Source organism: Herbaspirillum sp. WKF16 (assembly GCF_028993615.1).
GTDB lineage: Bacteria > Pseudomonadota > Gammaproteobacteria > Burkholderiales > Burkholderiaceae_D > Herbaspirillum.
Genome location: NZ_CP118632.1, coordinates 2,235,216 through 2,249,522, shown reverse-complemented (window position 1 = coordinate 2,249,522; position 14,307 = coordinate 2,235,216). Strand labels below are relative to the sequence as shown.

14 protein-coding genes and 1 tRNA gene are annotated in these 14,307 nt (G+C 64.9%); 8 read left to right on the top strand and 7 right to left on the bottom strand.

Features of this window, described 5'->3' with window-relative positions; genetic code table 11:
- Positions 1-17: 17 nt before the first annotated feature.
- Positions 18-1,379, top strand: coding sequence for a sensor histidine kinase family protein (locus Herbaro_RS10310; protein WP_275013727.1), 1,362 nt, complete (start codon positions 18-20; stop codon positions 1,377-1,379).
- The gene (locus Herbaro_RS10305) at positions 1,372-1,941 is read left to right on the top strand and encodes a flagellar protein FlhE (protein ID WP_275013726.1); all 570 of its coding nucleotides are present in this window, start codon (positions 1,372-1,374) and stop codon (positions 1,939-1,941) included. Before Herbaro_RS10310 ends, Herbaro_RS10305 begins: the two co-directional genes overlap by 8 nt.
- 17 nt (positions 1,942-1,958) lie before the next feature.
- Here Herbaro_RS10305 and radA read toward each other — a convergent pair whose 3' ends face one another.
- Positions 1,959-3,341 (bottom strand): DNA repair protein RadA, encoded by a 1,383-nt coding sequence (radA, locus tag Herbaro_RS10300; RefSeq protein WP_275013725.1) that lies wholly within the window; start codon positions 3,339-3,341, stop codon positions 1,959-1,961.
- 44 nt (positions 3,342-3,385) lie between these two features.
- Positions 3,386-4,465 (bottom strand): alanine racemase, encoded by a 1,080-nt coding sequence (alr, locus tag Herbaro_RS10295; protein WP_275013724.1) that lies wholly within the window; start codon positions 4,463-4,465, stop codon positions 3,386-3,388.
- A 191-nt stretch (positions 4,466-4,656) separates the two neighbouring features.
- Here alr and lplT point away from each other — a divergent pair, with 191 nt between their 5' ends.
- Complete coding sequence (gene lplT / locus Herbaro_RS10290; RefSeq protein WP_275013723.1) at positions 4,657-5,925, top strand: lysophospholipid transporter LplT; 1,269 nt, start codon at positions 4,657-4,659, stop codon at positions 5,923-5,925.
- A 34-nt stretch (positions 5,926-5,959) separates the two neighbouring features.
- Here the strand turns inward: lplT and Herbaro_RS10285 are convergent, their stop codons facing one another.
- The 4 genes from Herbaro_RS10285 to tsaB are packed head-to-tail and all read right to left on the bottom strand — an operon-like array spanning position 5,960 to position 9,216.
- Positions 5,960-6,970 (bottom strand): DUF1853 family protein, encoded by a 1,011-nt coding sequence (locus Herbaro_RS10285; protein ID WP_275013722.1) that lies wholly within the window; start codon positions 6,968-6,970, stop codon positions 5,960-5,962.
- A gap of 1 nt (position 6,971) precedes the next feature.
- Complete coding sequence (locus tag Herbaro_RS10280; protein ID WP_275013721.1) at positions 6,972-8,033, bottom strand: uracil-DNA glycosylase; 1,062 nt, start codon at positions 8,031-8,033, stop codon at positions 6,972-6,974.
- On the bottom strand, positions 8,030-8,455 hold the full coding sequence (rimI, locus tag Herbaro_RS10275; RefSeq protein WP_275013720.1) for a ribosomal protein S18-alanine N-acetyltransferase: 426 nt from the start codon (positions 8,453-8,455) through the stop codon (positions 8,030-8,032). The genes Herbaro_RS10280 and rimI overlap by 4 nt, the downstream gene beginning before the upstream one ends.
- A 41-nt stretch (positions 8,456-8,496) precedes the next feature.
- Positions 8,497-9,216 carry a tRNA (adenosine(37)-N6)-threonylcarbamoyltransferase complex dimerization subunit type 1 TsaB gene (gene tsaB / locus Herbaro_RS10270; RefSeq protein WP_275013719.1) on the bottom strand — a complete coding sequence of 240 codons (720 nt, stop codon included), beginning with the start codon at positions 9,214-9,216 and terminating at the stop codon, positions 8,497-8,499.
- Between the two features lie 111 nt (positions 9,217-9,327).
- Between tsaB and Herbaro_RS10265 the strand changes: the two genes are divergently transcribed.
- The gene (locus Herbaro_RS10265; RefSeq protein WP_275013718.1) at positions 9,328-9,753 is read left to right on the top strand and encodes a thioredoxin family protein; all 426 of its coding nucleotides are present in this window, start codon (positions 9,328-9,330) and stop codon (positions 9,751-9,753) included.
- Here the strand turns inward: Herbaro_RS10265 and Herbaro_RS10260 are convergent, their stop codons facing one another.
- Positions 9,754-10,665 carry a LysR family transcriptional regulator gene (locus Herbaro_RS10260; RefSeq protein WP_275013717.1) on the bottom strand — a complete coding sequence of 304 codons (912 nt, stop codon included), beginning with the start codon at positions 10,663-10,665 and terminating at the stop codon, positions 9,754-9,756.
- 199 nt (positions 10,666-10,864) lie between these two features.
- On the opposite strand from Herbaro_RS10260, the gene Herbaro_RS10255 reads away from it, so the two are divergent.
- The 4 genes from Herbaro_RS10255 to Herbaro_RS10240 all read left to right on the top strand — a co-directional run bounded on the left by Herbaro_RS10255 (position 10,865) and on the right by Herbaro_RS10240 (position 14,283).
- Positions 10,865-11,146 carry a DUF4148 domain-containing protein gene (locus Herbaro_RS10255; protein WP_275013716.1) on the top strand — a complete coding sequence of 94 codons (282 nt, stop codon included), beginning with the start codon at positions 10,865-10,867 and terminating at the stop codon, positions 11,144-11,146.
- 477 nt (positions 11,147-11,623) lie between these two features.
- Entirely contained in the window at positions 11,624-12,877 is a 1,254-nt protein-coding gene (locus tag Herbaro_RS10250; protein WP_275013715.1) for an aspartate kinase, read from the top strand.
- A gap of 123 nt (positions 12,878-13,000) precedes the next feature.
- Positions 13,001-13,094 (top strand) — tRNA-Ser (locus Herbaro_RS10245).
- 232 nt (positions 13,095-13,326) lie between these two features.
- Complete coding sequence (locus tag Herbaro_RS10240) at positions 13,327-14,283, top strand: hypothetical protein (RefSeq protein ID WP_275013714.1); 957 nt, start codon at positions 13,327-13,329, stop codon at positions 14,281-14,283.
- Positions 14,284-14,307: the final 24 nt, after the last annotated feature.

The following is a 14,307-nucleotide window of genomic DNA, read 5'->3' as shown; positions in this document are numbered from 1 at the left end:
CCGCAGGCCGCTTGCCGATGAAAGTCCGCTCCCAATCAGGATGGTTCAGCAACGGCCTGTTCTGGCGCACCTTCTTCCTGTTGACCTTCCTGATCACCGCCAGCATGGTGGCGTGGGTGGCCAGCTTCCGCATGGTCGAACGCGGCCCGCGCGCCGAACAGCTGGCCGCGCAGATCGTCTCGGTGGTCACCATCACCCGTGCGGCGCTGACCCACTCGGCGCCCGAGATGCGGCGCGAGCTGCTGTTCGACCTGGCCAGCAACGAGGGCATCCGCATCTACCCGCTGGAGAAGACTGACAAGATCGTCCCGCCGGAAGACTCCCCCATCGTTCCCGAGCTTGAGTACTACGTGCGCCAGTCGCTGGACGAGAACACCTTGTTCGCCTCCAGCGTCAACGACGTCGAAGGCTTCTGGATCAGTTTCAACATCGACGACGACAAGTACTGGCTGATGCTCGACCGCGGCCGCCTGGACCGCACCTCCGGCTTGCAGTGGCTGGGCTGGGGCTCGATCGCGCTGTTCCTGTCGCTGATCGGCGCGGTGTTCATCTCGACCCTGATCAACCAGCCGCTGGCGCGCCTGACGGCCGCCGCGCGCGCCATCGCCAAGGGCCGGCCGACCGAGCCGCTGCCCGAGTCCGGGCCGACCGAGATCGAGGAAGCCAATCGCAGCTTCAACCAGATGGTGGCCGACCTGAACCGCGTCGAATCCGACCGCGCGCTGATCCTGGCCGGCATCTCGCACGACCTGCGCACGCCGCTGGCGCGCATGCAGCTGGAAGTCGAAATGGCCAACCTCTCCGACGAATCGCGCGACGGCATGCACCTGGACCTGGCCCAGATGGACAGCATCATCGGCCAGTTCCTCGACTACGCCAAACCCTTCGATGCCGGCAGCCTGGATCCCATCGACCTCGGAGCCTTACTGCAGGATGTCGCCGCCAACGCCACCCGTCTCTCCGACGTGAAGATCAGCACCGACATCGCGCCCTCCGCGGAAGTGGCCGGCAACGGCACCGAACTGGCGCGGGTGTTCAGCAACCTGGTGGAGAACGCGCGCCGCTACGGCAAGACGCCCGGCACCGATTGCGCCGAGATCGACTTGCGCAGCCGCATCGAGGGACATAGCGTGGTGGTGGAAATCGGCGACCATGGCCCCGGCGTTCCCGACAGCGAATGCGAACGCCTGCTGCGCCCCTTCACCCGGTTGGAGATCGCGCGCAGCCAGGCCAACGGCTCTGGCCTGGGCCTGGCCATCGTCAACCGCATCGTGCTGCGCCACAACGGCAAGCTGGTGCTCAAGGGCCATGAAGAAACGCATGGCGGCCTGGTGGTCCAGATCACCCTGCCGCTGCGGCACCATCGCCGCCATGGCTGAGCGCCGCCGTACGGGGGCGTGCGTCGCCCTGCTCCTGGCGGCCTGGATCGCCCCATCGATCGCCGCCGCGCAAAGCTACGTCGACCGCAATCTCAGCGTGTCGCCGGCGGCCAGGGACGGCGGCCGGCCGATCGTGATCATCGCCCCGGTGCAACCCTCCACGCCCCCACAGGCCGCGACCCCGCAGCAGAAAACCGGCCCCATCGGCTCCTACGCATCGGACGCGCCCGGCCCCGACATCCGCGCCAGGAACGCCGACTACGTCACGCAGTTTCGCGTGATCGAACGCATCCCGCCGGGCGCGACCATCCGCGACGTGGCATGGCGCTACGGCGTGGCAAGCAAACCAAAGGGATTCGAAGCGGTATTGTGCTGGCAGGACGCCGGCACCTGCTGGAGCGTGACCGAAGCGGGGAGCGGCAACACCGCCTTCTTCAACGGCAAGGACGCAAGCCGGCCATTCCTGCTCTACTACCGGGTCAAAGGTAGCGGCCACCTGCCGGGCGGGCCGATCAAGGGCGACATGAACCAGGTCATCGTCACCTACGACGTGCCCGGCTGACGCCCCGTTCAATTCATTCAGCCGAGATCGTCGATCTCGCGCGACTTCTGCAGCGCATCGTCGATGCGCTCCACCGCAATCACCTTCAGGCCTTCGATCGCTTGCTTGGGCGCGTTGGCCTTGGGGATCACTGCGATCGAGAAGCCCAGCTTGGCGGCCTCGCGCAGGCGCTCCTGCCCGCGCGGCGCCGGACGGATCTCGCCGGCCAGGCCGACCTCCCCGAACACCACCAGGCCGCGTGGCAGCGGCTTGTTGCGCATCGAGGAGTTGATCGCCATGAGCACCGCCAGGTCGGCCGCCGGCTCGGTGATCTTGACCCCACCCACGGCGTTGATGAAGACGTCCTGGTCGAACGCGGCAATGCCGGCATGGCGGTGCAATACCGCCAGCAGCATGGCCAGCCGGTTCTGCTCCAAGCCCACCGACAGGCGGCGCGCGTTGGGCACGTGCGAGCTGTCGACCAGCGCCTGGATCTCCACCAGCAGCGGGCGCGTGCCTTCCTGCGTCACCATCACGCAGGAACCGGGCACCTGGTTCTCATGCTGCGACAGGAACAGCGCCGACGGGTTGGAGACGCCCTTCAGGCCCTTCTCCGTCATCGCGAACACGCCCAGCTCGTTGACCGCGCCGAAGCGGTTCTTGAACGCCCGCACCAGGCGGAAGCTGGAATGGGTGTCGCCCTCGAAGTACAGCACCGTGTCGACGATGTGCTCCAGCACGCGCGGGCCTGCAAGCGCACCTTCCTTGGTCACGTGGCCGACCATGATGATGGTGGTGCCGGAGGTCTTGGCCGCGCGCGTGAGCTGGGCGGCGCATTCTCGCACCTGGGCCACCGAGCCGGGCGCCGAGGTCAGCGCGTCGGAGTAGATGGTCTGGATGGAATCGATCACCGCCACCTCGGGCTTGTGCTCGGCCAGCGTGGCCAGGATCTTCTCCAGCTGGATCTCGGCCTGCAGCTTCAGTTCGCCCGCATCCACCGCCAGCCGCTTGGCGCGCAGCGCGATCTGCGCGCCGGACTCCTCGCCGCTCACGTACAGCACCTTCTTGAGCCTGGAGATGTTGGCCAGCGCCTGCAGCAGCAGGGTCGACTTGCCGATGCCCGGGTCGCCGCCGATCAGCGCCACCCCGCCCGGCACCAGGCCGCCGCCCAGCACGCGGTCGAACTCTTCGATGCCGGTGCCGAAGCGTGGCACGTCGATCGCCTCGATATCGGCCAGGCTGAGCACCGGCGCGGTCTGCGCCAGGCTTTGCGGCTGCGAGGAATAGCGGTTGCCGCCGGCGGGCTCGACCAGCGTCTCGACCAGGGTGTTCCACTGTCCGCACGCCGGGCATTGCCCCGCCCATTTGTTGTTGATGCCGCCGCACTCGGTGCAGGTGTAATTGGTCTTGACCTTGGCCATCGTCCCTTGCCTGTTTCTTTGCTGTTGTTGACGCTTGTTGTCGCTTATTCCACTTCGCGCACCGCGACCCGGGGGGCCAGCGCGCACATCAATTCATAGCCGATGGTGCCGGCGGCGAACGCCACCTCGTCGATCGGCAGGTCCTCGCCCCACAGCACCACGCGGCTGCCCACGCCGGCGCCGGGAATGTCGCTCAGGTCGACCGCCAGCATGTCCATCGACACGCGCCCCACGGTGCCGGCGCGCCGGCCGTCGACCAGCACCGGCGTGCCGTTGGGGGCATGGCGCGGATAGCCGTCGGCGTAGCCGCAGGCCACCACGCCTATCTTCATCGGCTTGTCGGCCACGAAGCGGCTGCCGTAGCCGACCGCTTCGCCGGCCACGATGTCCTGCACGCCGATGATGGCGCTTTCCAGCGTCATCGCCGGGCGCAGGCCGAAATCGGCCGCCGTGCCGCCGCCGGGAGTGCCGCCGTACAGCATCACGCCGGGACGCACCCAATCCTGCGCCAGCTCGGGATGCAGCAGGTCGGCCGCCGAATTGCAGACGCTGCGGGCCCCCTCCAGGCCGGCGGCGCCGGCCTCGAAGCGCCTGACCTGCTCCTGCAGCGACAGGCCGGGATTGCCGGCGTCGTCGGCATTGGCGAAGTGCGTCATCAGGGTGATGCTGCGAATCGACGGGATCTTCCCAAGCCGCTCATGGGCGGCGCGATAGGCCTCGGGCCGAAAGCCCAGGCGGTTCATGCCGCTGTTCATCTTCAGGTGGGCATGCAGGCCGGCCTCGGTCTGGAACGCCTCCAGCAGCGCGATCTGCTCCTCGCAGTGGACGGCGAACTGGATATCGTGGCGCGCCAGCAGCGGCAGGTCGTCGGCGTCGAAAAAGCCCTCCAGCAGTAAAATCGGTTTGTTCCAGCCCAGCTCGCGCAAGCGCACCGCGTAGTCCACCTCGATCAGCGCCAGGCCGTCGGCGGCCGCCAGGCCGCGCAACGCGCGCTCCAGGCCATGGCCGTAGGCATTGGCCTTGACCACGCCCCAGGCGCGGGCTTTGGGCGCGCGGGCGCGGGCGACGGACAGATTATGTTGAAGCGCGGAAATGCTGATGGAGGCGACGATCGGTCTTGGCATGATGTCCTGAAGCGGGTTGGCGATGGGCGCAGGCAATGCGGAACCGGAAGGTCCGCCCGGAAGTTTTGCCCTGCCGGGGAACAAGCGGCAATTTTACCGGACGAACTTGTTTCTGGTTCACTTATAACTGGGACCTCATGGTTTCATGGTATAAAGCTAGCCGGACCTAATTTGTTACATTTTGGACAGGGATGAATCGCGGTTTTTACACCATCATGGCGGCGCAATTCTTTTCGTCGCTCGCCGATAACGCGCTGCTGATCGCCGCTATCTCGCTTCTCGCCGAAATGCATTCCCCCGCGTGGATGACGCCGCTGCTCAAGCTCTTCTTCGTCCTCTCCTACGTCCTGCTGGCCGCATTCGTCGGTGCCTTCGCCGACGCCTTCCCCAAGGGGCGGGTCATGCTGATCACCAACATGATCAAGATCGTCGGCTGCTCCCTGATGTTCTTCACCGTTCACCCGCTGCTGGCCTACGCGGTCGTGGGCTTCGGCGCGGCGGCCTACTCGCCGGCCAAGTACGGGATCCTGACCGAACTGCTGCCACCGGAGAAACTGGTAGCCGCCAACGGATGGATCGAGGGGCTGACGGTAGGCTCCATCATCATGGGAACGGTACTGGGCGGCGCGCTGGTCAATCCGCATGTTGCCGCCATGATCCTCAGCTTCGACTTCCCCCTCTTCGACCTCCCGGTCGATACGCCCACCGAAGCGGCGCTCTGCATCATCTCCGTCATCTACATCGTCGCCGCCCTGTTCAACCTCAGCATTCCCGACACCGGCGCCCGCTACGAGCACCAGCAACGCAATCCCATCCGCCTGATCATCGATTTCGCCGGCTGCTTCACCACCCTGTGGAAGGACAAGCTGGGCCAGATCTCGCTGGCGGTGACCACGCTCTTCTGGGGCGCCGGCGCGACGCTGCAGTTCATCGTCCTGAAATGGGCAGAGAAGTCCCTGCACATGCCGCTGGACCGCGCCGCCATCCTGCAGGGCATCGTCGCCGTGGGCGTGGCGCTGGGCGCGATCGCCGCCGCCCGCTTCGTACCGCTGAAGAAATCCCTGTCGGTGATGCCGCTGGGCATCATCATGGGCATCGTGGTGATGCTGATGACCACCACCACCTCGGTCTGGGTCGCCTATCCGCTGCTGGTGATCGTGGGCGCGCTGTCGGGCTACTTCGTGGTGCCGATGAACGCCCTGCTGCAGCACCGCGGCCACGTGCTCATGAGCGCCGGCCATTCGATCGCCGTGCAGAACTTCAATGAGAACCTGTCGGTGCTGACCATGCTGGTGCTGTACGCGGTGATGGTGCGCCTGAACCTGGACGTGAACACCGTGATCATCATCTTCGGCTCCTTCGTGGCCGGCATGATGTACCTGATCATGCGCCGGCACGCCGCCAACCAGCGCGAGCACGATTCGCTGGCCCTGATCGGCGAAGACAAGCACCACCACTGACGCCGCCGGCGGCGTGTGCTCGCCGCCTGTCCCTTCAAACCCGCTGCACGGCAAGCCTGACGGCTTCGGCCGCGCGTTGGCGCCAGCCGTCCGGCGCGATGAAGCCGCGCTCGGTCTCGATCGCCTCTTCCCCATCCTCCGAGATCTCGCACACCGCCACCATCTGCGGCGCCGCCTCAAGGGCCAGGCGCGTCGCCAGCTCGCCTTGCAGCTCAGGCCAGGTCAGCGTGCGCGCCAGCGCCACCCGCGCCGGCGCCAGCCATTCCAAGCGCGGCAGCAGCACGAATCGCGCGTCTTGCGGAAATACGCGCGCCGCCAGCTCCTGCGCCTCGCACCAGAAGCCCCGGCAATGTCCGGCGGCGATTCCCATGGACGGCGGCAACGGCAATGCTTCGTCGCGATAGAACAGCCAGCCCTTGACCAGCGCCCGGGCCGACGTCACCGGCTGCGCCAGCACGGCGGCCGCGGCCGGATGCCGCGACAGCATCAGCTGCCGCTCCATGATCTTGCGCATCTTGCGCCCCAGCGAGTCGGCCAGGTTGGGGCCGACGAAGGCCTCGGCGCCCGGGCCTGCCGGCGATATCGACGGCGTTTCAAGCAGATAGAATTTGGTCGCGAACTCCCAATGCTCCAGCCCCTCTGCGCAAGCGACATCGGGACGCCGGACCAGGAAATCGAATTCCCCCAGCGTCTCGCGCGTGGGGCCGCCGTTGCGCACCTGGAGATTGGCCGCCACCAGCTGGTTTTGCTGCTGCAGGTAGAAGCCGAGCAGCTTTTCGGCGTAGCGCCCCAGGCGCGCCGATGCTTGGCGCGCCAGGTGGTCGCGCAATAAATGATTGAGCTGCGGATCGTCCTGCAGGCGGTTCACCCAGGCCTCCACCCCGGCGCTTACCGGCCCCAGCGTGGCGATGCGCCCTTCCCAACAAGGCGCGTCGGCGGCCATCAGGTCGGACGCATCCAGCAGCCAGGCCAGCGCCCTCGCGTGGGGATCGCGCAGGCGCGGCCAGCGGCGCTGGAAGCGTTGCTGGAACTCGCCGCCGGCCATGTCAGCGGGGCGATTGCTGTTGATAGGTCGTCATCGCCAGGCAGAGGTCGGCCCATGCCTTGCTCTTGTCGCCCAGCGTGCGCAGCAGGTAAGCCGGGTGATAGGTCACCACCAGCGGCAGGTCCTGGTAACGATGCACGGTGCCGCGCAGGCGCGACACCGGCGTCGACGGATCCATGCCCAACAGCGAGATCGCCGCGGTCTTGCCCAGCGCCACCAGCACGGTGGGCTGGATCAGCGCGATCTGGCGCTGCAGGTAAGGCAGGCAGGACGCCACTTCCTGCGGCGTCGGCGGACGGTCGCGGCCATCGTCGCCGGTCGGCCGGCATTTGACGATGTTGGCGATATAGGCGTTGTCGCCGCGCTTCAAGCCCATGGCCACCAGCATGTTGTCGAGCAGCTTGCCGGCCGGGCCGACGAAGGGTTCGCCCTGCTGATCCTCGTTGCGGCCGGGGCCTTCGCCGATGAAGAGCCACTTGGCCTTCTCGTCGCCGACGCCGAAGACGCTGTTCTTGCGCCCGTTGCACAGGCCGCAGCGGCGGCAGTCCGCCACCAGCTCCTTGAGCTGCGGCCATTCCATGGCGGCGATCTTCGCCACCATCGGGTCGACCGGGGCCGGCGCGTCATCCTCGTCATGCGCGCCGCCATCGGGGATCAGCAACGGCTCGGCCGAGGCCGCGAAATCCATCTCGTCCAGCCAGGACGGCGGGCCGCCGTCGTCGTCGACCGGTGCGCTGCGGCGCTCGGGCGGACGGGCCGCAGCGTGCGGAGCCGCCGACGCCGGACGTGCGACCGGGCGCGCCGGCGGCGCGGCCGGTGCGGCGGCGAAGGCATCCTCCAGGGCGCCGTCGTCGACTGCCGCGCTTGCCGGAGCAATCGCGCGGGCCGGCGCGACGGCCGCTTGCGCATCCTGCGCCGGCGGTGCGTCCTGCTCGATGGCAGCAACGGCCACCGCCTCTTCCGCCGCCAGTTCACGGCGCACCCACACCGGGCCGATGCCCAGGGCGTCGAGCAGCTCCAGCGAGGAGCCGAATCCGTTCTCGTTGTTCAATTCTTCGCTCATAGCGCCAGACTCATGACGATGGCTCCCTCGCGGGCATGGTCGGCGGCGGGATAGTAGTTCTTGCGCCGGCCCAGCTCCGAGAAGCCATATTGTTTGTACACCTTGATCGCATGCGCGTTGGACTCGCGCACCTCCAGCAGCATGGTGCGCATGGCATGCCGGCGCGACACCATCACCGCCTGGTCCAGCAGCATGCGGCCCAGGCCGCGGTGCTGGTGCGCGGCGGCCACGCTGATATTGAGCAGGTGCGCCTCCTCCACCGCCAGCATCACCAGGAAGTACCCCAGCAACTGCTGCCCGTCGCGCAGCGTCTGCGCCTGGTAGCCGCTGTAGAGCGAATCGAGGAAGTTGCCGCGCGTCCAGGGATGCGAATAGACCGCGTTCTCGATCTCCACCACGGCGTCGATGTCATCGGCCGTCATCGGTGCGAACTGCGGCGCCTCGTGTTGCGCCGCCGCCGTCATCACGCAGCCCCCTTGTGGGCGTCGCGCACTTCGCGTTCGGCGGTGGTCAGGGCCACCTTGTTGCGCAGGTAGAACGGTTGCGCCTCCTCCGCAGGCAAGGCCCGGCCTTCGCTGAAATGGTATTGGCCAAGCGCGGCGACATGGCGCGCGTGGGGCATGGCTTGCGGCCAGGCGGCGGCAAACTCCCGCTCGCAGAATGCCGGCGTGAAATGCGCGCCGTACATGGCAAGGCCGTTGCCGCCGGCGACCGGACGGCCGCCGGTCGCGACCCCTTCGGCTGCGGACAGGGCCGGTTCAGCCAGCACATCCCAGCCGCCGCCGATGCGAGCACGGTAGCGCGCCCAGTAGACCTCGCCCATGCGGGCGTCCAGGATGCTGAGGACTTCATCGGCTTGCGGATGAAGCGCGCGGCAGGCTTGCGCGGCCGCTTCCAGCGTGACCACCGGCACCACCGGACGGTCGCTGCCGAAGGCCAGCCCCTGCACCACGCCGCATGCGGTGCGCACGCCGGTAAAGGAGCCCGGGCCGACGCCGAAGGCCAGCGCATCGCACTGCGCCAGCGAGAGGCCGGCCTCGGCCAGCAGTTGCTGGATCATCGGAAGAATCGAATCGGAATGCGTCTGCGCGCCGGCGGATTCGCGCGCGATGAGCTCGCCCTTGTGCAGCAGCGCTGCCGATGCGAGCTCGGTCGATGTTTCTATGGCTAAAATCGTGGACATCCCGCTATTTTACCGTGCGGCGCGCCAAAAACCTGCGTCGGCGCCGGCGCGCGCATGCACTTTGTTCCTGCGCAAAACCGGGCGCGCCGAAGGGGGTAAAATAGCGGCGCCATGTCCTACCAGAAATTAGACCAGACCAACCGCCGCCAACTCGCCGAGGCGCTGCGCAACGACACCTGGGTCGTCGCCTGCCTGTGCGCAGCCTGGTGCGGCAGCTGCCGCGAATACGAGGCGGCCTTCAGCGCGTGGGCGCAACGCCACCCGCAGCACCATTTCGTCTGGATCGACATCGAAGACCAGGCCGACCTGATCGGCGACCTCGACATCGACAACTTCCCCACCCTGCTGATCGAACGCGGCGCCACCGTGGCCTTCTTCGGCCCGATGGAGCCCGATACCCGCCTGGCCGAGCGCATCCTGCTGTCGCAGCTGGAAAAGAGCGACGGCGAGCTGCAGCGCGAAGCGCTCAGCACTGCGGAACGCCGGCAATGGCAGCAGGAATGCAGCCTGCTGGACAAACTGGCCGACGTGGTCTGATCAGCCCAGCCAGGGATCGCTCTCCGGGTGCGGATAGCGCGCGCTGACGAACTCCACGAAGCTGCGCACCTTGGCCGACAGCAAGCGCCGGCTCGGATAAGCCATCGAGATGGCGACCTGGCCGATGTCGTACTCCGGCAGCACCCGCACCAGCTTGCCGCAGCGCAGGTCATCCCCCAATGAAAACGACGGACGCAGCGCAATCCCCATGCCCGCCAACGCGAACTCGCGCAGCAGCACGCCGCTGTTGGACACCACCTTGCTGGTGATGGGCACGTCCTGCACGCCGTCCACCGTGTTGACGTGCCAGTGGTGGCGCAGGTATTCATGCGAGAAATTCAAGCAGCTGTGCCGCGTCAGGTCTTCCGGCACCTCGGGCGCGCCGCGCTGCGCCAGATAGGCCGGGGAGGCCGACAGCACCACCTGGGCCATGCCCAGCTGGCGCACGATCATGCTGGCGTCCACCTTCTGGAAGCTGCTGAAAAATCCGATATCGATGCCTTCCTCGACCAGGTCGACGGCGCGATCGGACAGCGTGATGTCCAGCACCACCTCGGGATAGGCCTGCGAATAGCCCGACACCAGCTCGCCCAGCTGGCTCTGGCCGAAACCGGCATGCGAATAGATGGCCAGGGTGCCGGCAGGCTTCTTGGTGTCCTGCGACACCAGCGCCTCGGCATCCTCGACCTCGGCCAGGATCATGCGCACCCGCTCCAGGTAGGCCTGCCCCGACTCGGTCAGCGAGAGGCGGCGCGTGGAGCGGTTCAGCAGGCGGGTGCCCAGGTGCGACTCCAGGTCGGCGATGAAGCGCGTCGCCACCGCATTGGAGATCTCCAGGATCTCAGCCGCGCGCACGAAGCTGCCCTGCTCCACCACCTTGGCGAATACCCGCATGGATTGCAAGCGGTCCATAGTTCCCCTCAGATTGTTCCGTAATTGGAAATAGTCAATTCCGATTAAAGCCGTTTTTCTTTGCGCAGGCAATATTTACACTGCGTACATCGGTTGGGGGAATGCAACAGACCTCCCCGCCGGGCTCCCTGGAAAGCCGCCGCACAGATGCCGGAGACCATGGAGTTTTATCAACTCACCAAGAAAGAAGGACAAGATCATGAACATCAAGAACATCACCGTCGCAGCCGCCCTGTTGATCTCCGCCGGCGCCGCCATGGCCGAAGCACCGTATCCTCCTGCCACCGCCTTCGTCTCGACCCAGACCCGCGCCGACGTGCAAGCTGAACTGCAACGCGCCCGCGCCAACGGCGAAATCGCTTCGCGCAACGAGTACCCCATCGTCCGCCAGGCTCCCTCCAACCTGACCCGCCAGCAAGTGCAGACCGAAGTCCAGCAAGCCAACAACGCCAAGGACCAGAACCTGTACAGCGGCGCCTGATGCCGCAGCGCCGGACATGAACGTGTCACGGCCCCGGGCATGCAGCGTTCCGCCACCGCGCGTCTGAACCGCAGCCTCAAGGGCCGAACGGCAAGCACAGCAGCAAGCAGTACCGAAGCATCACATCCGTACCGCAGCACCAACTGCCATGCCGCCTGCGACCATCGCAGAGCATGACAGCTGGTGCCCCCTCCCTCTCTCCCGCAGCGCCCTCCGACTCCATTGCCCGTATATGCGCCTCGACGGTTGCATTCGCACGGTTTTCGCATGGTTTCGCGCCAAGCCCCGCAAATCTCCCGATCCAGACGTCCGACACCTTTGATTTGCTGCATTGCCACATGCAAATACCAGCCTCAAAAGCCCGCTCCGGCCAGCTTTTCCTTGAGGTTTTGGCCCGCCGGATGTAGAGTCAAGGGTTTGTTCCCTTCGGCCTAGCTAGCGGTTGTTCGTCAAAGTCGGCCACATTTTTCTATCCCTATGGCTTTATACGTTCACAAATACGGCGGCACATCGATGGGCTCGACCGAGCGCATCATGAATGTCGCGAAGCGCGTTGCCAAGTGGCACGACGCAGGCCACCAGATCGTCGTCGTTCCGTCGGCGATGTCCGGTGAAACCAATCGTTTGCTCGGCCTGGCCAAAGAAATCATGGCCCAGCCCGACGGCCGCGAGCTGGACATGCTGGCCTCGACCGGCGAACAGGCATCGGTAGCCCTGCTGGCCATCGCGCTGCAGGCGCTGGGCAAGCAAGCCGTGTCCTACGCCGGCTGGCAAGTGCCGATCAAGACCGACTCCGCCTTCACCAAGGCGCGCATCCGCTCGATCGACGACACCAAGGTCCGGCGCGACCTGAACGCCGGCAAGATCGTGATCATCACCGGCTTCCAGGGCGTTGACGCCGACGGCAACATCACCACCCTGGGCCGCGGCGGCTCGGACACCTCGGCCGTGGCGGTCGCCGCCGCCATCAAGGCAGCCGAATGCCTGATCTACACCGACGTCGACGGCGTCTACACCACCGACCCGCGCGTGGTCAGCGAAGCGCGCCGCCTGAACACGGTCACCTTCGAGGAAATGCTGGAAATGGCCTCGCTGGGCTCCAAGGTCCTGCAGATCCGCTCGGTGGAATTCGCCGGCAACTACAAGATGCCGACCCGCGTGCTGTCGTCGCTGACAGACCCGCTCATGCCGCTCGCCGAGGAAACCGTTTCCGGCACCCTGATTTCGTTTGAGGAAGACAACAACATGGAACAAGCAACCATCACCGGCATCGCCTTCTCGCGCGACGAAGCCAAGATCACCGTGCTGGGCGTCCCCGATCGTCCAGGCATCGCCTACCAGATCCTGGGCCCGGTAGCCGACGCCAACATCGAAGTGGACATGATCATCCAGAACCAGTCCGTCGACGGCAAGACCGACTTCACCTTCACGGTTCCGCGCGGCGAATACGCCAAGGCCGTCGAAGTGCTCAACAACAGCGTCAAGGCCCACATCGGCGCCGCCTCGATCAACGGCGACACCAAGGTCTCGAAGGTCTCGGTGGTGGGCGTGGGCATGCGCAGCCACGTCGGCATCGCATCGCAGATGTTCCGCACGCTGTCGGAAGAAGGCGTCAACATCCAGATGATCTCCACCTCCGAAATCAAGATCTCGGTGCTGATCGACGAGAAGTACATGGAGCTGGCCGTACGCGCCCTGCACAAGGCCTTCGACCTCGACAGCGCCAAGTAATCCGCGCCAGAAAAAGTCGACGGAAAAATCAGTGTTTTTTTGCAAGACGCTGATTGACCAAACGCAGATGAGAAGCTATTATGCGTGACTTCGCTCAGGCAGAGTAACAACAGCCTGCAGTGTGGAGACGTGGCCGAGTGGTCGAAGGCACTTCCCTGCTAAGGAAGCATATGGGCTTAAACCTGTATCGAGGGTTCGAATCCCTCCGTCTCCGCCAAAGCTTTAAAAAAAACGGGCCTTTCGGCCCGTTTTTCATTTCTGCCCATAATACAACTCATAAATTACTGTCGGCTCAAACAGGCACTCATGGGAGTTGATTGGCACAATCTTCGACTGGATCGAGACGTGAGAAGCCTGCTTGCTGTCGCGAGCTGTGGCCCTGGCTCTCATCTAAAACATGGCGCCTTGAGCGCTATCGCAAGCTGATTCGCAAAGTCGCCTTTCGAGATATGTTCTACATCTTCCAACCGCTGCATCATCTCAACCGCATTTCCCAGTGGGTTAAGGACTGCAATGGTCAGGTCCATGTGTCAGCAGATACATTTGCGCTCTCCATTCACTTAGCAGGTCGCGTAATCAGGCTGCAACCCAGATTCTCAACTAAAGTCGCGGGAAGAATGGGCTATACACGTCTCTTTGACGGCAAAGGAGCCTTTATTGGCTGGGTCCCGGATGCCTCGCCGACGTGGCCCGAATCGCTCGATAAGGCACGATTCAAGCTCAGCGCCAGCAAACTAAAGCTACGTGTGCCCGCCGGCTGGAATAGCGGCGAATTTCTAGCGGAAGACTATCTGATTAAACCAAGGAATGGATCGTTCGGCGCAAACATCGTCGGTCCGTACAAGACAAGCCTGGTAAAACGACCGCTCGCGGGGCCGGAACAATTCTACGAACAGTTCATTCCCGGACGCAGCATGAAAATATGGTGCTGGAACCAGCATGTAGCGGCGGTCGAGGTAATCGAACCGCCTTACCTGATTGGCGATGGTCGAAGGAGCCTTCAGGAACTTGCCGGATATCGGCGCAGCAACGTCGATAAGGTGCTGTCGCTGGACACCTCGGCGGATATCTTGGCCTGGCAAGGAGTGCGTCTCGACTCGGTGCCCAAAGCGGGCGAACGCATCTGGATCGATTTCAAATACGTGACACCATTCGATAATGTCACTTTCCTTGATCGAGACAACTGGAATGCGTGTTCCTCTTCCGTGCGACATCAGGTGGCGCATGCTGCAGCAAGCCTGTACAAGCACATCTCGGAGGAGCTCCAGAACCTGCTGTTCACCATTGATGCTGTGGTCGACCACGAGGATCGGGTCTGGCTGCTTGAAATGAACAGCCATCCGATGGTTCATCCCAATATCTACCCATTAATGCTGCCAGACATCTGTCGCCCCCCAAATGCCTGACATGTCGTCCGGCGACTGGGTGAA